This is a genomic window from Halobacillus andaensis, from assembly GCF_014636475.1.
Taxonomy (GTDB): Bacteria; Bacillota; Bacilli; order Bacillales; family Halobacillaceae; genus Halobacillus_A; species Halobacillus_A andaensis.
Genome location: NZ_BMEL01000001.1, coordinates 741120 through 759304 on the forward strand (window position 1 = coordinate 741120; position 18185 = coordinate 759304).

Annotated in this window: 18 protein-coding genes; 1 reads left to right on the plus strand and 17 read right to left on the minus strand. The window is 42.0% G+C overall.

Annotated features, from left to right (window positions below):
* Positions 1-11: 11 nt before the first annotated feature.
* The 4 genes from rpoZ to IEV27_RS03860 all read right to left on the minus strand — a co-directional run bounded on the left by rpoZ (position 12) and on the right by IEV27_RS03860 (position 2083).
* Entirely contained in the window at positions 12-239 is a 228-nt protein-coding gene (gene rpoZ, locus IEV27_RS03845) for a DNA-directed RNA polymerase subunit omega (protein ID WP_188376127.1), read from the minus strand.
* Positions 236-856 (minus strand): guanylate kinase, encoded by a 621-nt coding sequence (gene gmk / locus IEV27_RS03850; protein ID WP_188376128.1) that lies wholly within the window; start codon positions 854-856, stop codon positions 236-238. The genes rpoZ and gmk overlap by 4 nt, the downstream gene beginning before the upstream one ends.
* Positions 857-868: 12 nt before the next feature.
* Positions 869-1132, minus strand: coding sequence for an extracellular matrix/biofilm regulator RemA (gene remA, locus IEV27_RS03855; protein WP_188376129.1), 264 nt, complete (start codon positions 1130-1132; stop codon positions 869-871).
* A gap of 69 nt (positions 1133-1201) precedes the next feature.
* Entirely contained in the window at positions 1202-2083 is an 882-nt protein-coding gene (locus IEV27_RS03860) for a YicC/YloC family endoribonuclease (RefSeq protein WP_188376130.1), read from the minus strand.
* A gap of 108 nt (positions 2084-2191) precedes the next feature.
* On the opposite strand from IEV27_RS03860, the gene IEV27_RS03865 reads away from it, so the two are divergent.
* Positions 2192-3898 (plus strand): Rqc2 family fibronectin-binding protein, encoded by a 1707-nt coding sequence (locus tag IEV27_RS03865; RefSeq protein ID WP_188376131.1) that lies wholly within the window; start codon positions 2192-2194, stop codon positions 3896-3898.
* Positions 3899-4512: 614 nt separating this feature from the next.
* Here the strand turns inward: IEV27_RS03865 and IEV27_RS03870 are convergent.
* From IEV27_RS03870 to lspA, 13 genes are all read right to left on the minus strand, one after another.
* Positions 4513-4770, minus strand: a complete 258-nt coding sequence (locus tag IEV27_RS03870; protein WP_188376132.1) for a hypothetical protein — start codon at positions 4768-4770, stop codon at positions 4513-4515.
* A gap of 168 nt (positions 4771-4938) precedes the next feature.
* Positions 4939-5568, minus strand: coding sequence for an orotate phosphoribosyltransferase (gene pyrE / locus IEV27_RS03875; protein WP_188376133.1), 630 nt, complete (start codon positions 5566-5568; stop codon positions 4939-4941).
* Positions 5555-6283 (minus strand): orotidine-5'-phosphate decarboxylase, encoded by a 729-nt coding sequence (gene pyrF / locus IEV27_RS03880; RefSeq protein ID WP_308808301.1) that lies wholly within the window; start codon positions 6281-6283, stop codon positions 5555-5557. The genes pyrE and pyrF overlap by 14 nt, the downstream gene beginning before the upstream one ends.
* A complete protein-coding gene (locus IEV27_RS03885; RefSeq protein WP_188376135.1) occupies positions 6270-7178 on the minus strand; it encodes a dihydroorotate dehydrogenase in 909 nt (302 codons plus the stop codon). The genes pyrF and IEV27_RS03885 overlap by 14 nt, the downstream gene beginning before the upstream one ends.
* On the minus strand, positions 7175-7936 hold the full coding sequence (locus tag IEV27_RS03890) for a dihydroorotate dehydrogenase electron transfer subunit (protein WP_188376136.1): 762 nt from the start codon (positions 7934-7936) through the stop codon (positions 7175-7177). Before IEV27_RS03890 ends, IEV27_RS03885 begins: the two co-directional genes overlap by 4 nt.
* Positions 7936-11136: a carbamoyl-phosphate synthase large subunit gene (gene carB / locus IEV27_RS03895; RefSeq protein WP_188376137.1), complete on the minus strand. Its 3201-nt coding sequence runs from the start codon at positions 11134-11136 to the stop codon at positions 7936-7938. Before carB ends, IEV27_RS03890 begins: the two co-directional genes overlap by 1 nt.
* Positions 11129-12223: a carbamoyl phosphate synthase small subunit gene (locus IEV27_RS03900; protein ID WP_188376138.1), complete on the minus strand. Its 1095-nt coding sequence runs from the start codon at positions 12221-12223 to the stop codon at positions 11129-11131. Before IEV27_RS03900 ends, carB begins: the two co-directional genes overlap by 8 nt.
* On the minus strand, positions 12204-13496 hold the full coding sequence (gene pyrC, locus IEV27_RS03905; protein ID WP_188376139.1) for a dihydroorotase: 1293 nt from the start codon (positions 13494-13496) through the stop codon (positions 12204-12206). The genes IEV27_RS03900 and pyrC overlap by 20 nt, the downstream gene beginning before the upstream one ends.
* On the minus strand, positions 13497-14375 hold the full coding sequence (locus tag IEV27_RS03910; protein WP_188376140.1) for an aspartate carbamoyltransferase catalytic subunit: 879 nt from the start codon (positions 14373-14375) through the stop codon (positions 13497-13499).
* 135 nt (positions 14376-14510) lie between these two features.
* Positions 14511-15896, minus strand: coding sequence for a solute carrier family 23 protein (locus tag IEV27_RS03915; protein WP_188376141.1), 1386 nt, complete (start codon positions 15894-15896; stop codon positions 14511-14513).
* A gap of 130 nt (positions 15897-16026) precedes the next feature.
* Positions 16027-16569, minus strand: a complete 543-nt coding sequence (gene pyrR, locus IEV27_RS03920) for a bifunctional pyr operon transcriptional regulator/uracil phosphoribosyltransferase PyrR (protein WP_188376142.1) — start codon at positions 16567-16569, stop codon at positions 16027-16029.
* Positions 16570-16725: 156 nt separating this feature from the next.
* Complete coding sequence (locus IEV27_RS03925; protein WP_188376143.1) at positions 16726-17634, minus strand: RluA family pseudouridine synthase; 909 nt, start codon at positions 17632-17634, stop codon at positions 16726-16728.
* A complete protein-coding gene (gene lspA, locus IEV27_RS03930) occupies positions 17631-18104 on the minus strand; it encodes a signal peptidase II (protein ID WP_188376144.1) in 474 nt (157 codons plus the stop codon). Before lspA ends, IEV27_RS03925 begins: the two co-directional genes overlap by 4 nt.
* Positions 18105-18185 lie beyond the last annotated feature (81 nt).

Consider the following 18185-nt stretch of genomic DNA (forward strand, 5'->3'; position numbering starts at 1 on the left):
ATAATAACGGTTTACGTAGTTTCCGTTCTCTCCTGGATATTTTCAGCATGAGAATAAGTTAGTTTCCCGCAATCGATCTCTTCAAGGGCCACTCCAACTTGTTGACTGGACGTTGGGTTTTCTACCATCGGTGCACTGCCCTGCTTTAATTCACGAGCTCTTCTAGCTGAAAGGGTAACAAGAGTGTACTTTGACTTGATTTGTTTTTGCAATGAATCAATAGATGGTTCTAACATCATGATTGATCTGCCTCCAATGCTTTTTTGTATTGATGAGAAACACGTTCACGCTTACAATGTTCGCTTGCTACGATAGCCTTCACTTTATTAACGGCGGATTCAACTTTGTCGTTAACGACGACATAATCGTAAGCATCCATCATGTCTATTTCCTCTTTGGCTGCAAGTAAACGATTTTTCACTTTTTCTTCCGTCTCCGTACCTCGGCTTACGATTCGATCTTTTAGTTCTTCTAGGGAAGGAGGGATGAGAAATACGAACACACCTTGTGGGAAGTTTTCTCTTACTTTTAGAGCCCCTTGGACTTCAATTTCTAGAAAAACATCTTTTCCTTCTTCTAAGGTTTGTTCTACATACTGACGCGGAGTACCATAATAGTTCCCTACGTATTCAGCATGCTCAATTAACTGGCCTTCACTAATGAGCTGCTCGAATTCGTCTCTCGACTTGAAGAAGTAATCAATACCATCCACTTCTCCTTCACGAGGTGCACGAGTTGTCATTGAGATGGAGTACCTTAAATCAGTGGATTGATCAAATAAAGCTTTTCTTACGGTTCCTTTACCTACACCAGAGGGTCCAGATAAAATAAATAAAATGCCTTTTTCCTTTATCACGAATGGATCCTCCTAGTTATCATCTGATATTTCATCATTGCTTAATACGCGCTGTCCAACCGTTTCAGGCTGTACAGCCGATAATACCACATGGTCGCTATCTGTAATAATAACGGCACGTGTTCTACGGCCGTATGTAGCATCTACTAATTTATTATTATCTCTTGCAACGGTAATAATACGTTTAATAGGTGCAGATTCTGGTGAAACAATGGATATTATACGATTGGCAGATACAACATTGCCAAAACCGATGTTAATTAACCTTAAACTCAACAAAACTTCCTCCTTCTAAGACACGAATCTATTACTATTATATGAAAAATCTTGTAGGAATCTCAATTGTTATTCAATATTTTGTATTTGTTCTTTCATTTTTTCTATTTCACTCTTCATTTTAACGACCTGATTAGATAGCTTGGAATCATTTGATTTCGAGCCGATCGTATTAATTTCACGGTGGAATTCCTGTACGATGAAATCAAGTGTGCGTCCAACGACGCCGCCTTCTTGCAATGTCTTTTGAAATTGATCAATATGGGAATAAATTCGCGTCACTTCTTCCGTAATGTCACCTTTTTCAGCCAGAAGAGCGACCTCTTGCCTAACTCTGTGATCATCTTCAGTAAAAGCGCTTTTTGTGTATTCTTCTATTCTTTTTCTAATTTTTTCTTTGTATTCTCTAATAACAACCTCTCGACGAAGCTCGATTTCACTCACGATCTCTTTCAAGGAACAAAGACGAATGAGAAGATCTGCTTTAAGCTTCCCTCCTTCACTCTCCCGCATCGTTACGAGGTCCGCTAAGGCATCGTCAACTGATTTTTCGATGGAGGATGTTAAGGATTGATCATACTCGGTTGTTTCTGAAATCGTAAATACATGGTCTAACTTAGTTACCATATCAATAGTGATTTCACCCGTCAACTCATACTTGTTCTTTAAAATTTGAAGTTGTTCTTTATATTGACGCACAAGATCTTCGTCCACCTGCAGTTGGTGAGTGGTAAGGCCTTCCCCTTCTAATGTAAGAAATAAATCAATATGTCCCCGCTTAATTGATTCACCTACCTTCTTCTTTAAAGCGTCCTCCATAAATAAAATCGAACGGGGCACTTTTGGCGAAAAATCAAAAAAACGATGATTGACACTTCGTATTTCTACCGTGCCTTTTACCTTTTCCCATTGCAGCGACTGTCTGCCATAACCCGTCATACTTCTAATCAACTTTCATCACGTCCAATAACCAATAGTTTCATACATGTTTAGTTTACCAAAAATATTCACAATGAAGCGAATCATTGCTATACTGACAAGACTAGAGAGGTGAGGATCATGCCATTTGATGGAGTTGTAACCCGAGCGATGACTCATGAACTTCATGAACGTATTCAATCGGGAAGAATTGTAAAAATTTATCAGCCGACCGAAACAGAACTTGTATTCACTATTAGAAGCAATGGTTCAAAATATACGTTATTACTTTCAGCACATCCAAGCTATGCTCGTTTCCATTTAACGAATGACCAATATCAAAACCCTAAAGAGCCTCCTATGCTTTGTATGCTGCTTCGTAAGCATCTCGTAGGAGGATTTATTGAGAGTATTGAACAAATCGAAATGGAGCGAATTGTTAAATTTCATATTAAATCACGCAACGAAATTGGTGACGAGACAATCAAAACATTAATTGTTGAGATCATGGGGAAACATTCAAATATTTTACTCGTTGACCGTGAACAAGGGCACATTTTAGACAGCATTAAGCACTTGTCCCCTTCACAAAACCGTCACCGGACAGTGATGCCGGGTCAGCCCTATAAACTCCCTCCATCTCAAGAAAAACACAACCCTGTGACACTATCAGGGGAAGATTTAATGCGAAAACTGGACTTTAATTCAGGAAAATTGGATCAACAAATATTAAATAAAGTGATGGGCTTCTCTCCATCGATTACAAAAGAGATCGTTCATCAAGCCAAATTAGGATCAACGGAAGACTATAAGGAAAGCTATGAAAATATTCGTCAAGATCTTATTCATCACCGATATACGCCAACCTTATTTACTGGTGATCGAGAACAATTTTACGTGCTGCCGCTCGAGCATACGGGGCAGTCAGTAAAAACTTTTTCAACCGTAAGCGAAATGCTGGATCGATTTTATTCTGGAAAAGCTGAACGTGATCGAGTGAAGCAGCAAGCTGGCGACCTTCATCGCTTCTTAAAAAACGAAAGAGATAAAAACAAACGTAAAATAAAGAAACATCAGGTAACGATGAAGAAGTCAGAAGCAGCTAACGATTATCAGAAAATGGGAGAATTGTTAACCGCCCATATGCACTTAGTTCAAACAGGCGATTCATCCGTAACAGTCGTCGATTATTATGACCCCGAACAATCAGAGTTAACGATCGATTTGAATCCAATGAAGTCACCAAGTGAAAACGCACAAAACTATTTTCGAACGTATCAAAAGTTAAAAAAATCGAAACAAGTTGTTCAAACCGAAATTAAAAAAGCTGAACGTGAAATTGAATATTTCGATCGTCTGATCCAACAGGTAGAGTCAGCGCGTGAAGAAGATATTGAAGACATTCGGGAAGAACTTAGAGAACAAGGTTATCTAAAGAAAAAAACTTCGACAAAAAAAGCCAAAAAAAAGCCAGCTAAGCCGTCTCCTGAAGCGTTTCAATCCAGTGACGGAACTCACATTTTTGTGGGTAGAAACAATAAGCAAAATGAATATTTAACAAATAGACTCGCCCATAAAACAGACATTTGGCTGCACGCAAAGGATATTCCAGGTTCTCATGTGGTCATAAAAGATCCTAACCCTTCAGAAGAAACTTTATTTGAAGCGGCAAGGCTAGCTGCTTACTATAGCAAATATAGTCAGTCTTCTTCTGTCCCTGTTGACTACACCGAAATTAAAAACGTGAAAAAGCCATCAGGAGCTAAGCCGGGATATGTCACGTATGATGATCAGCACACGGTTTATGTAACGCCAGATGCAGAGGAAGTATTACGGCTGAAAAAATAGGCCCGATTTTTTCTTTTGATCAAATGATGAATGAGAGCTGTTCTTCTATTTAAAATAAGATAGTTTCAGACGCGTAAACAGAGTTTTCTCGAAGCTGAAAAATCCACTATGTGCCATAGTGGATTCAGGCTGTCGAAAAAGCTTGACTGGGTGTAGACAAGATATCACTTGGACCTCGTTTATGGTCTAAAAAAAAGGAACAGAAAAAGCGCTGCTTTCCGCGGGACAAGACGGAAAGTCTCCTCATCCCACAGTATTCCGCTCTTTTTCCGTTCCTCTTATCAAAACAGGCTTTATGAACCATCCTAGAATAATTAGCCTGCTAATGTCATAAGGGCTTGGCTTCTCTGTATTTATAATGAGTGATCAATTATCGTAAAAGGGTTTTAGGAAACGACGAGACTCCTATGGGAGAAACGAATAAGGTGTGACCCCGCAGGGCTGTTAAGCCCGAGGAGGCACACCATTCGCCCATGGAAAGGGAGTAGTTTCCTAAAACCCTTTTCTCATCCTCATGCAAGAAATGTTTACAATGACAGGTAATTTATCTGCTCAAAAAATAAATAAAAACAATAATAGCGGTTAGATAAGAGAAGAATGCCTGCGCCCAATATCTAGATCGCTCTCTTTTTAACAGCCACTTGTTCCATAAAATAAAAAACAGAAAACAGATGGTGCATCCAAGCAGCGGCTGCCACGACCACATGGGTTCCATAAAGGTTAATGATATCCATACATATAAATACACCATACAAGTAACTAACCCTAATGCAGCATTCGTCACTATAAAAAAGGAATGCTTTCTCGATTTCATTTGCATCACCACGGTTTATTAATACTTCTATCGTACTAATAAACCTATGATTGAGCAAATTCATTTTTCATAGAACTTTGTTAAAATTCAGTGTTGTTTTCAAGGGTTAGGGAAACGACTCTTTTTTCTTGCGCCCCTTTCCCCACACAAAAATCATGCAACCGTGTCATCCTGTTAGAACAATACCAGCACCAACATTTTAAAACAGCCTTCTCATAGAGAAAGATTAAGATTTCGTAAACATATCGGGCTGTTTGCTCCACTCTTTTAGTTTACGATAATCTTCTTCTGTTAATTCATTCTTATCTTTCATTAATGTAATCAGTTCATTATAATCAGCTAATGAATCGTACGCATAATCTTTCTCTTCGAAGGCTTTATTTGCAGCTGTTAGATTATAGCTAAATATGGATAACACTTCAATTACGTGTTTTCCGCTTTCACGTAAAGCATCACTTGAAGCAATCGAAGATTTACCGGTAGAGATCAAATCCTCAATGACAACCACATTTTCGCCCTGTGTTAAGTCACCTTCAATTTGATTGCCTTTTCCATGTTTCTTAGCTTCACTCCGTACATAGACCATCGGTAGGTTTAAGCGGTCAGCAACCCAGGCAGCATGAGGAATACCTGCAGTGGCACATCCAGCAATCATATCCACTCGTTTGGGAAGCTGTTGAATATGATCCACCATTTTATCAATGATTTGTTTTCTAACATCAGGGTGCGACATCGTCATACGATTATCGCAATAAATCGGTGATTTTAAGCCAGACGTCCAAGTGAAAAGCTCCTTGGGATTTACTTGGACAGCCCCTATTTGCAACAGTAACGCTGAAATACTAGTGTTTGCCATGCTTGAATTCCTCCTTAATTTGTTGATATGTAGATACTGGATCTTTTGATTGCGTAATACTCCTGCCTACGACAATCGCATCTGTTCCGTCCTTACCTGCCTCAAAAGGAGAAGCTACCCGTTTTTGATCTTGATGACTTTCTTCTATGCGCCTAATGCCTGGGGTAACGGTGATAAAACGTTCGCCGCACCTTCGTTTAATCTGTTTAATTTCTTTCACCGAACAAACGACACCGTCCGCTCCATTTTCCTGGCTTAGCTGAGCTAAATGGCTGACGCAATCCTCTAATTTATGAGAAATAAGCAATTCTTCAGTCAGCATCGCTTGATTCGTAGAGGTAAGCTGCGTAACGGCCAACAGCACAGGTCGGCTGCTCGTTTCACTACCCTCTTCCAAACCTTCTCGGGCGGCTGCGATCATTTCACCGCCCCCCGAAGCATGAACATTAACAACGTCTACATCGAGAGAGGCAAGGTTTTTCATCGCTTTTCTTACCGTTTGAGGAATATCATGCAGCTTCAGATCAAGAAAGATCGAATGTCCTCTCTTCTTTAATTCATGAACGACACTTGGTCCTTCTTTATAAAAAAGCTCCATTCCCACTTTGACTGGAATCCCATACAACCCATTGCTTTCTAAAAAATCGAGGGCTTGACGTTTGTTTTCAAAATCAAGGGCTACATATAAAGAATCTACAGATTTAATCGTGAGCACCTCCCACCGCTTCTTGAACGGATGTAAAGCCATATTTCTCTAAGGCATCAGGTAATTGTTCAATCAATTCTTTACAAATATTTGGGTTTTTAAAGTTGGCACTTCCAATCGCCACTGCATTGGCGCCTGCCAATAAATATTCAATGATATCATCCGCTGTTTCAATGCCGCCCATTCCGATAATCGGAATATTTACTTCTTTGTATACTTGGTGAATCATTCGGATCGCTATCGGTTTAATCGCCGGACCTGACAACCCGCCTGTTTGATTGGCGATAATCGGTTTTCTTGAACGTGGATCGATTCTCATTCCGGTTAGCGTATTAATCATTGATAGTCCATCAGCTCCAGCTTGCTCCACTGCTTTAGCAAGGGAAACAATATCCGTAACGTTAGGAGACAATTTAACATAGACAGGGAGATCCGTCTGCTTCTTTACTTCTTGAGTGACCTCATAAGCCAATTCCGGATCCGTGCCAAATTGCACGCCTCCCTCTTTGACATTAGGACATGAAATGTTGAGTTCGAGAGCTTGCACAGACCCGTTGGACAATTTATTAGCTACTTCCGCATATTCCTCCAGCGTACTCCCTGCAACATTTGCAATAATAGGAGTGTTATACGGATGTAAAAATGGAAGTTCATGCTCAATGATTCCATCCACTCCTGGGTTCTGTAAGCCAATAGCGTTTAACATACCGCTGGCCGTTTCAGCAACGCGGGGTGTTTGATTGCCGAACCTCTTCGCCCCTGTTGCCGCTTTTATAATAATGGCCCCAAGTTCAGAGAGGTCATAAAACTGGGAGAATTCTTTCCCAAAACCGAAGCAGCCGGAAGCCGGCATCACTGGATTTTTCAAATCAAGTCCTGGTAGTCGCACGCTGATCTCTGTCATAGAATAACCTCCCCTGGCCGAAACACTGGCCCATCGCTGCATACTCTTACATATCCTTTATCACAAGATTCAGAGGTTTCTAGAACACACGCAAAGCAAGCCCCAATGCCACATCCCATTCTCTCCTCTATGGAAATATACCCTGGCACGCCGTCCAGCTTTTCTTTTACGTTTTTTAACATAATCGATGGACCGCAAGTGTAATATGCATCGATAGACTCCAAGTGAGGGAGAGCATCGGTTACAAAACCTTTCTCTCCTACACTCCCGTCATTGGTTGTAATTTGGACTTCGCCTAAGGCATTAAATTCTTCCACATAGAAAAGCTCGGCCTTTGAACGATAACCTAACACGCTTTTCACGTTGATCCCGTTCGCAACGAGTTGTTTACCTAAATAATATAAAGGGGGGATTCCAATGCCGCCGCCAATCAGAAGAGCTTCTTCCCCTTTCTCCTGCTCTACGGGGAACCCATTTCCACCAGGTCCAACGATATCAACCTTATCACCGACTGCTTTTTTTGTTAAAGCTTCCGTTCCTTCTCCCATTACTTTATATAAAAGTGTAATCGTACCCTTTACCGGGCTTACATCAGCAATGGAGACCGGCCGACGCAAGAAAAATTGGTCACTCACTTGCACATGAACAAATTGTCCTGGACGTTCGACTAAAGTAGAGATCTCCCCTTGCAGTTCTAACAAATACGTTTGAAAAGCAATTTGCTGATGGTTCACAACCTTCATCCATTCTCTAATCATTACACAAACACCGCTTCTTTCTTATCAATGGTGCGGGCTGTAAATGTCATCGCATCAATGACTTCTACTATGGTCTTAGCTGTATCTAGACTTGTTAAACAAGCAATTCCATGCTCCACAGCCTCTCTTCGAATTAAGAAGCCATCAGATCTTGATCGGCGTCCTTTATTTAAGGTATTCACAACAAATTGGACTTCATCGTTGCGAATCAAATCGATAATGTCTCTCTGCTCCGCTCCTAGTTTACCGACCGCTTCGACTGGTAATCCTTTTTCTTCAATGGCTTGAGCCGTTCCTTTTGTTGCAATTAACTGAAAGCCTAGCTGGTGAAATGTTTTGGCGATTTCCAGCATCTCTGCTTTATCTTTGTCCGCTACGGTTAGAAGGACAGAGCCTTCTGTTGGGATTTTCAACCCAGCAGCCGTCATTCCTTTGTATAAAGCTTTTTCTAAGCTTTGATCATAACCAATCACTTCACCTGTTGATTTCATTTCAGGTCCTAAGGTCGTATCTACACTTCTCAGCTTCTCAAAAGAGAATACAGGAACTTTGACATAAACTCCGTCTGGTTTTTGAGCAGTACCGGAAGAGTAGCCTAATCCTTTTAATGTTTCTCCTAAGATAACTTTTGTCGCAAGCTGAGCCATCGTAATTCCAGTAATTTTACTTAAAAACGGCACCGTACGGCTGGCTCGTGGATTAACTTCCAAAACATACGCCGTATCATTTAATATGACGAACTGAATGTTGATTAACCCTTTCATATTCAGCTCACGTGCAATCTTCACTGTAGCATCTACACATTGCTGCTCGAGTTCTTCTTTTAACCGTTGGGTTGGATAAACAGCCATCGAGTCACCAGAGTGGACGCCCGCTCTCTCAATATGTTCCATTATGCCGGGAATGAGCACGTCTTCTCCGTCGGTAATAGCATCTACTTCAATTTCCATCCCCGTTAAATATTTATCGATTAAAATTGGATGACCGTTGTGCACACGGACGTTTTCTTCCATATATACGTTCAACTCTTCCTCAGAATAAACAATTTCCATTGCCCGGCCTCCTAGTACATAGGAAGGTCTAACGACAACTGGATACCCAATTTCACGCGCTGCTTGAATGGCTTCTGCTTCACTTGTCACGCTCTCGCCACCTGGTTTAGCAATATCCAGTTTATTCAGCAGCTGTTCGAATAAATCACGGTCTTCTGTTTGATTAATCGCATCCATTGTTGTCCCTAAGATGGAAACACCGCGGCGATCAAGTCCTTCCACGAGGTTAATCGCTGTTTGACCACCAAACTGAACGATCACCCCTTCAGGCTGCTCTATATCGATGACATGCATCACATCCTCGAGCGTGAGAGGTTCAAAATATAGCTTGTCAGAGACACTAAAGTCAGTTGATACTGTTTCAGGATTGTTATTCATAATAATGGCTTCATAACCGAGTTCTTTAAGTGCCAGGACAGAGTGAACGGTAGCATAGTCAAATTCCACTCCCTGTCCAATTCGAATCGGGCCGGACCCGATAACAAGCACTTTTTTCTTAGGGGAGACAACCGATTCATTTTCTTCTTCGTAGGTACTGTAAAAGTACGGTGTTTCAGATACAAATTCCCCCGCACACGTGTCGACCATTTTATAAACCGGGTGAATGTCATGATCCTGCCTGAAGTTCATAACTTCAATTTCACTTGCTTCTAGTACTCTAGCAATTTGAGAATCTGAAAGGCCTTTCTGTTTTGCCTCTTTAATCGCAGCTTTATTCCATCCCTTATCTTGAATCAGGTGTTCAAGTCGAATAATATTCTGCAGTTTCGTCAGGAAGAAATAATCGATGCCTGTTGCTTCATGAATCTCTTCGATTGAAACCTCTTTTCTTAGAGCTTCTGCTAGAATAAATATTCGTTCGTCATCTGCTTTTTTCATGCGTTTCACTAATTCATCTACAGAAAGATCTTCAATTGATTTTACGTACAAATCATCGTTTTCGCCTTCTAACGAGCGCACTCCTTTGAGTAAAGCTTCTTCGATCGAACGGCCGATCGACATGACTTCCCCCGTTGCTTTCATCTGTGTCCCTAGCTTACGATTTCCTTTTGCAAATTTATCAAAAGGCCAGCGAGGAATTTTTGCGACTACGTAGTCTAATGCCGGTTCAAAACAAGCGTATGTTGTTCCAGTAATTGGATTACGAATTTCATCTAACGTCATACCGACAGCAATTTTTGCAGCCATCTTAGCAATTGGGTAGCCGGTCGCTTTTGAAGCTAAGGCGGAAGAACGGCTCACCCGTGGGTTTACTTCAATGACATAATACTGAAAGCTGTGAGGGTCAAGAGCCAGTTGAACGTTACAGCCCCCTTCAATTTCTAAAGCCCTAATGATTTCGAGTGAAGCATTTCGAAGCATTTGGTATTCTCGATCACTTAACGTTTGTGAAGGAGCGAATACGATCGAATCGCCTGTATGAATACCAACAGGATCAAAATTCTCCATATTACACACGACGATGGCCTGATCGTTTGAGTCTCTCATTACTTCATATTCAACTTCTTTAAAGCCTGCGATGTTTTTTTCTATTAAGCATTGGTGGACAGGTGATAATGATATGCCGCTTCGTGCAATTTCCCTTAGCTGGTCTTCATCATCACACATGCCTCCTCCAGCGCCACCCATTGTATAAGCTGGACGTACGATCACTGGATAACCGATGCGATTAGCAAACTGTACAGCTTCTTCAACAGAATTTACAATTTCGCTATCAGGTACAGGCTGACCCATCTTGTGCATCAATGAGCGGAATTTCTCTCGATCCTCTGCTCTTTGAATAGCGTCAAGCGGTGTCCCCAGCAAATCTACTTGATAACGTTCAAGAATGCCAGATTCACTTAATTCGACAGCTAAGTTTAATCCCGTCTGTCCTCCAAGTGTAGGAAGGATGGCATCTGGTCGTTCTTTTCTCACAATTTTCATTAAGAATTCCAGCGTTAAAGGCTCCATATATACTTTATCCGCAAACGTGTGATCCGTCATGATTGTCGCAGGGTTAGAGTTGGCAAGGATTACCTCATACCCCTCTTCCTTAAGCGCTTGACAGGCTTGAGTCCCTGAGTAATCAAACTCTGCTGCCTGACCAATCACAATGGGTCCTGATCCAATCACTAGTATACGTTGAATATCTGTTCGTTTAGACATAAAGAGCCTCCTTATTTTTCTTCTTCCACTGCTTAATTCTTTCTAAAAATTCATCAAATAAATACGCTGTGTCGTCCGGTCCAGGTGAGCTTTCAGGGTGATATTGCACACTAAATACGTTGCAGACAGAATGCTCTAATCCTTCAACCGTATCATCATTAAGAGATACTTGAGTAAGTCTTAATTTTGTGGATTGAACAGACACCGAGTCCACCGCGTATCCATGGTTCTGAGACGTAATACGAGTTCGGTTCGAACGAAGGTCCTTCACCGGCTGATTGACCCCTCGATGACCAAATTTCATTTTGCTCGTATCCGCTCCCCCTGCTAAAGCGATCAGCTGATGACCTAAACAAATTCCGAAGATCGGTACTTGTCCCATTAAAAGACGGATGGTTTGAATGGCCTCTGGTACATCTTTTGGATCCCCTGGGCCATTAGAGAGCATGACACCGTCTGGTTTTAATCGCAAAATTTCGTCGGCTGTCGTATGATAAGGAACCACAGTGACGTGGCAGTTACGTTTCGTAAATTCCCGCAGGATGCCGTGCTTCATACCGAAGTCTATGAGTACAATACGATCTCCTCGCCCGGGAACGACGTAAGGCTTAACTGTCGAAACCTGCTTCACCTGGTCTTTAGGTAACGGCGTATCTTTCATCATTTGTAAAATCGGTTCTACCGGTCGGTCGGCTGATGTAATAACAGCCTTCATCGTTCCGTGCTGTCGAATAATCTTTGTTAATTTGCGCGTATCGATTCCGCTGATTCCAGGTATTCTTTTTGCTTTTAATAACTGATCAAGCGTTTCTTCACTTCTAAAATTAGAAGGGTGATCACAATGTTCTTTAACCACTACACCTAAGATGGCGGGATTTACGGTTTCAAAATCGTCTCGGTTAATGCCGTAATTTCCTACCAATGGATAGGTGAACGTCACAATTTGGCCACAGTAAGAAGGATCTGAGATCACCTCTTGATATCCTGTCATTCCAGTATTAAAAACGACTTCTCCGAAACTTTCACGATCACTGCCAAACCCTTGCCCAATAAATACTGTGCCATCCTCAAGTACGAGCTGCTTCATTTATATTCTCCTCCCATACAATTTCTCCATTTACGATCGTTAACACTGGCCATCCTTTAGCTTTTTGCTCATGAAATGGGGTGTTTTTTCCTTTTGAAACAAATTCAAACCGGTTAATTGTTCGTTCTTCTGTAAGGTTAATCACTGTTAGATCAGCGGGTGCTCCTTCGTTTAATGTTCCATATGGCAGATCGAACACGCGGCTCGGTTTCACTGTGAGCCAATCCACTAATCCTTCCAGGCTCCATCCTTTTCCTTCAACGAAATGTGTATAAAGCAGCGGAAATGCTGTTTCAAGACCCGTGATCCCAAAAGGTGAATGGATTAATCCTGATTGCTTCTCTTCTTCGGTATGCGGAGCATGGTCTGTTGCAATACAATCGAGCGTTCCATCGAGAAGACCGTCGATCAGCGCTTGTTGATCTTCCTTCGAGCGAAGGGGCGGATTCATTTTAAAGAATGCATCGTCCTCTTTCACATCTTCTTCATTTAAGAGGAGATGATGGGGAGTAACTTCGGCTGTAACATGGATACCTGCTTTTTTAGCATCACGAATCACACGAACAGATTCTTTTGTCGAGACGTGACAAACATGATAGTGACAGTTCGCCGCTTCAGCTAATAGAACATCGCGGGCGATATGAACGGATTCGGCTATGTTTGGTATACCTGGTACGTTAAGTCTGCGGCTGACATCTCCTTCATGAACCACACCATTATTAACGAGAGAATTGTCTTCACAGTGGGCCACTACCGTCTTATTTAGACGTGAAGCTTCCAGCATGGCTTCATACATCATCCCTGCTTCTTGAACTCCCACTCCATCGTCCGTAAAAGCAAACGCCCCAGCCTCTTTCAAAGACTCAAAGTCGACCATTTCTTTACCTAATTGACGAGTTGTAATGGAGGCGTACGGTAACACGCGAACAACTGCATCTTCCTCAATCTTCTTATTTAACGTTTTAAGACTATCCTCATGATCAGGTACAGGTCTCGTGTTTGGCATGGCACAAACCGTCGTGAATCCTCCTTTAGCTGCAGCGCGAGTTCCTGTAGCGATGGTTTCCTTCGCTTCTCCTCCTGGTTCTCGCAAGTGGATGTGCACATCGACTAACCCAGGAGCAAGTAGCTGCCCTTCTGCGTCAATCGTCTGGTCAGCTGTCTCATTTACCGTTTCAGCAACCTTTTCGATCGTACCTTTTTTAATTAAAACCTCACAATTTACAAATTCACCGTTTTCTACTCGTTTCGCATTTTTAATGATGAGCGACATTTAGCATTCCTCCTGTAATAAAGTTTGAATTATGGCCATTCGAATGGCGACTCCATTCGTCATTTGCTGGAAGATCCGTGACCTTGGACATTCCACTAACGATGAATCGATTTCCACTCCACGGTTGACGGGAGCTGGATGAAGAATGATACTATCTTTTTTCATCCGCCTTTCCCTTTCTACCGTTAAGCCAAAGGTAGATAAATAATCATCATAAGCAGCAGGTTGTTCGTGACGTTCACACTGAACTCTTAAAAGCATAAGAACATCGCTCGTTTCAACTGCTTCATCCATGGATATGTAATTGTCGCCTAACGTTGGATCTTTCCATTCATCAGGAGCCACGAAGGACACCTCAGCTCCAAGTTTTTTCAAGGCACAAGCATTAGACCTTGCAACTCGGCTGTGTTTGATGTCTCCTGCGATGGTCACATGCAGTCCTTCAAATGAAGTGAATTCTTCAGAGATCGTAAACAAGTCAAGCAAGCTTTGTGTCGGGTGTTCACCAATGCCATCCCCTGCGTTAATGATAGACAACCGAAGATCTTTTGTAAGTTCCTGAAGGATCCCTTGTTCTGACTGACGCAGCACAGCGAGCTGTACACCGATGGATTCTAATGTTTTCAATGTGTCTCTTAACGACTCCCCTTTTGTTAAGCTGGAGTCCGATCCGTTTACATCGACCACATCAATGCCTAAGCGCTTTTCTGCGATATAAAAACTATTTTTAGTTCGTGTGCTCGGTTCCAAAAAGATGTTGGCAGCAAACGCTTGAGGCGCACACCAATGGTCATCCCCTTCTTTGATTTGTTTCGCCTTTAAGAATAATTCTTGAATATCAGAAGAAGTTAATTCATTCACCGATAATAAATGCTGCATGTTCTCATCTCCTTTATTAAAAAAAGCACCCCCGGGTGCCGGGGGTGCTTCATTCGTTAGACGTCACGAATAAGCTAAGCCCAAGTACACCCTTTAAAGCCTCACGGGACTTTGTTAAAACGCGTCTGGATTAGGTTAAGCTGCTCCTGTTGATTTTTCATTTTCTTCTACTTCAGGTTCTTCGAACATATGGCCATTGCCTTGACTTTTCTCTTTGCCTGGCAGCACTAAATTCAAAAGTACACCGATAATTGCTGCAAGGGCCATGCCTTGAATAGCTAAGCCTTCTCTAATCTCGATGAATGCTCCCCCAACACCGAGTACAAGGATGACCGAAGAGATAATAAGGTTTCTTTTCTCTCCAAAGTCGATTTGGTTATCAATTAACATGCGCAATCCGCTTGAAGCAATCGTACCAAAGAGCAGGATCGATACTCCGCCCATAACCGCTGGAGGAATAGACCCAATCACAGCTGTACTCATCCCAATGAAGCCGAAGAATATGGCAAATACTGCCGCGCCTCCGATGACGAAGATGCTGTAAACTCGCGTAATAGCCAATACACCGATGTTTTCACCGTATGTGGTATTCGGCGGTCCCCCTAAAAACGAAGCAATTGTTGTCGCTACTCCGTCTCCTAAAATTGAGCGGTTAAGTCCAGGATTCTTTAAGAAGTTACGCCCTACAACTTTTGATAATACCATCTGGTCCCCAATGTGTTCTGTAATTGTAACGAGCGCGAACGGCACCATTAAGAATACGATTTGCCAGCTGAATACAGAGACAGGTGAAAAATCTTTAAAAGGAATGAGGAATTCCGGCATTTGGAAGATCGCTTGCAAAAATCCTCCTACTGAGCCTGCACTCGTAATGCCGGCCCACTCTGCTGCAATTTCGCTTGTATCCACGATGCCTTGAGTTAAAGCAAAAGTATACCCTCCGACTATTCCTATTAAAATCGGCAGTAAGCTTAAAAATCCTCTAAAGAAGACCGTTGCTAAAATGGTAATGCCCAGCGTAACTAATGCGACGGTAAAGTGAGTAGCGCTGTATACTTCGCCATCCCCTGATTCATACATCGCCATGTCTATAGCCGTTGAAGCCAGTCCTAGACCGATTACGATAATGACAGGACCTACGACGACGGGGGGAAGCAGCTTCATAATCCACCCCATTCCAAAAATCGTAATGAGAAGGGAAACAGCTCCGTAAACAAGGCCAGCTAAGAAACTTCCCACCATAGCTCCGGCTACGCCGTGTGTGCTCGAGACTTCCATGATCGGATAGATAAATGCGAAGCTTGATCCTAGATAGGCAGGTACTCTTCCTCTTGTAATTAATAAATAAGCGAGTGTACCAAAACCGCTTGATACGAGTGCTACGGCCGGCGGTAAACCGGTTAGAAAAGGTACCAATATTGTTGCGCCAAACATGGCGAATAAATGTTGAAAACTTAATGCGAGCCATTTATGAGCTTTCGGAATTTCTCTAATGCCTACTGCTGCTTCTACTGATTTCATGATGATTTCCTCCTTTTGATCATAAAAAAACCTCTTTGCTTAAAAGTTCGCAAAGAGGTATACGTATCGTATGACACGCATGTTACTTCCGACCTTTTAAGCCTCTCTGGACTTTATTAAAGGTGACTATTTATTTTTCATAAATGATTACTTCATCGCGAGCATCCGTTTCAGAAAGCTCTACTGTAACGACTTCATTTTGAGAAGTTGGAATGTTCTTTCCTACATAATTAGCTGTAATCGGCAGCTCTCGATGGCCGCGGTCAACGAGGACAGCTAATTGAATTTGAGACGGCCGTCCATGGTCCATCAGTGCATCCATTGCGGCACGCACTGTGCGACCCGTGTACAGCACATCATCTACTAAAACCACTTTTTTGTGAGTGATATCAGTTGATATATGAGCTTCTTTTACATCAGGATCATTTTCATAACTTTTATTTTCTAAATCATCTCGGTAGAGCGTAATGTCGAGTTCTCCACCTTCGATGCTTTGGCCTTCAATGCTTTCAATTTTCTCTTTCAAACGGTCGGCAATCGGTACGCCTCTGGTTTTAATACCCACAAGGACTAGATCCTCCACGCCTTTATTTTTTTCTATAATCTCATGTGAGACCCTAGTAAGAGCCCGTCTAATTGCGGCTTCATCTAATACCGTTGCTTTTTTCTCCATTTGATAGCCCTCCATACAAAAAGCCCTTTTCCGCATAAAGGCAGAAAAGGGCTTTTTGCACACTTCTAGTGCTTCCGCTACCTTCTCAGCCTCACGGGACTGTTGTTAAAGGACTTAATTTCTTATATAGGATTATCACAGACTACAGGAATTTTGTCAACTTTTGTTTCGCAAATATTCTAGCGTTTGTGTAAACTCTTCAGGTGGGGCAACCTCAAATGACTTCCACTCTCCTGTTGTAGGATGGGTAAAACCAAGAGATTTAGCATGAAGAGCTTGACCGTCTAATTCAAGTGTCTTTCTTGGTCCATATTTCGGATCCCCCGCTAAAGGATGATTAATATACCTCATATGCACGCGTATTTGGTGGGTTCTCCCTGTTTCAAGTTTACATTCCACATAGGAATAATCTTTAAAATGTTCAAGTACTTGAAAGTGAGTGACGGCATCACGTCCATTATCCACCACTGCCATTCGCTGGCGATCTTTAGGGTCTCTTCCAATAGGAGCGTCAATCGTTCCATACTCGTGAGCAATTGTCCCGTGAACGATAGCCACATATTTACGTTCTACCGTCTTGTCCACCAATTGCTGAACGAGAGATTCATGAGCTTTGTCATTCTTAGCCACCATTAGCAGACCGCTTGTATCTTTATCGATCCGATGCACGATACCGGGTCTTTCTACACCATTAATGCCTGAGAGGTCATTACAATGGTAAAGAAGCGCATTAACGAGTGTACCCTCCTCATGTCCAGCAGCAGGATGAACCACCATACCAGACGGTTTATTGACGACGATTACATCCGAATCTTCAAAGATGACATCAAGCTCTATGTCCTCTGCCTTTAATTCAAGAGGCTTTACTTCCGGAATGGTCCAGCTGATTTTATCGCCTTCTTGAACTTTATAATTACTTTTTACCACATCCCCATTAACATGGACATGCTTTTCCTTTAACCACAATTGAATTTGCGATCGAGATGCATCTTGAATCACATCCGATAAAAGTTTATCTATTCGTTTCGCTTGGTCTGCTTCAGACACTTTATAATGTTCGTTCACTTTGCTGTACTTCCTTTCTTTTTACGTTCATCAACAAAAGTAGCGATCATGACAAAAATCACACCAACGACCAGTGCTGAATCGGCTACATTGAATATCGGGTAATTATAAGATCCAAGATAAACGTCTAAAAAGTCTACAACCTCTTTACGAAATACTCGATCAATAAAGTTTCCAATAGCCCCAGCTAATATTAAAGCCAAGGCTGTTCCTACAAACCTGCTAGCCTTCGCATATTGCTTCATATAATAAATAATAACACCAATCACAATGATCGTGATGATGTAAAAAAACCACATTTGTCCCTGAAGAATGCCCCAGGCCGCTCCGGTATTTCGGTGTGAGGTTATGTAAAAAAAGTTCTCAATGACAGGGATGGATTCTCGCAGCTCCATTTGTTGAACCACAATCCATTTCGTTAGTTGATCAATGATAATAATGGCGGCGGCAAATAAATAGTAAATAAACATAATGGCTCCTCCAAGTATTAATTTCCTTAGCTATTGTATCATATTCAAAGAAAACCCGCTTCATAAAAGAAAAAGCACCGC

Coding starts and splice junctions, on each gene's coding strand:
- rpoZ (WP_188376127.1), bottom strand. CDS start 239: ATGATGTTAGAACCATCTATTGATTCATTGCAAAAACAAATCAAGTCA.
- IEV27_RS03865 (WP_188376131.1), top strand. CDS start 2,192: ATGCCATTTGATGGAGTTGTAACCCGAGCGATGACTCATGAACTTCAT.
- pyrE (WP_188376133.1), bottom strand. CDS start 5,568: ATGGCAAACACTAGTATTTCAGCGTTACTGTTGCAAATAGGGGCTGTC.
- IEV27_RS03885 (WP_188376135.1), bottom strand. CDS start 7,178: ATGACAGAGATCAGCGTGCGACTACCAGGACTTGATTTGAAAAATCCA.
- IEV27_RS03890 (WP_188376136.1), bottom strand. CDS start 7,936: ATGATTAGAGAATGGATGAAGGTTGTGAACCATCAGCAAATTGCTTTT.
- carB (WP_188376137.1), bottom strand. CDS start 11,136: ATGTCTAAACGAACAGATATTCAACGTATACTAGTGATTGGATCAGGA.
- IEV27_RS03900 (WP_188376138.1), bottom strand. CDS start 12,223: ATGAAGCAGCTCGTACTTGAGGATGGCACAGTATTTATTGGGCAAGGG.
- pyrC (WP_188376139.1), bottom strand. CDS start 13,496: ATGTCGCTCATCATTAAAAATGCGAAACGAGTAGAAAACGGTGAATTT.
- IEV27_RS03910 (WP_188376140.1), bottom strand. CDS start 14,375: ATGCAGCATTTATTATCGGTGAATGAATTAACTTCTTCTGATATTCAA.
- IEV27_RS03915 (WP_188376141.1), bottom strand. CDS start 15,896: ATGAAATCAGTAGAAGCAGCAGTAGGCATTAGAGAAATTCCGAAAGCT.
- pyrR (WP_188376142.1), bottom strand. CDS start 16,569: ATGGAGAAAAAAGCAACGGTATTAGATGAAGCCGCAATTAGACGGGCT.
- lspA (WP_188376144.1), bottom strand. CDS start 18,104: ATGTTTATTTACTATTTATTTGCCGCCGCCATTATTATCATTGATCAA.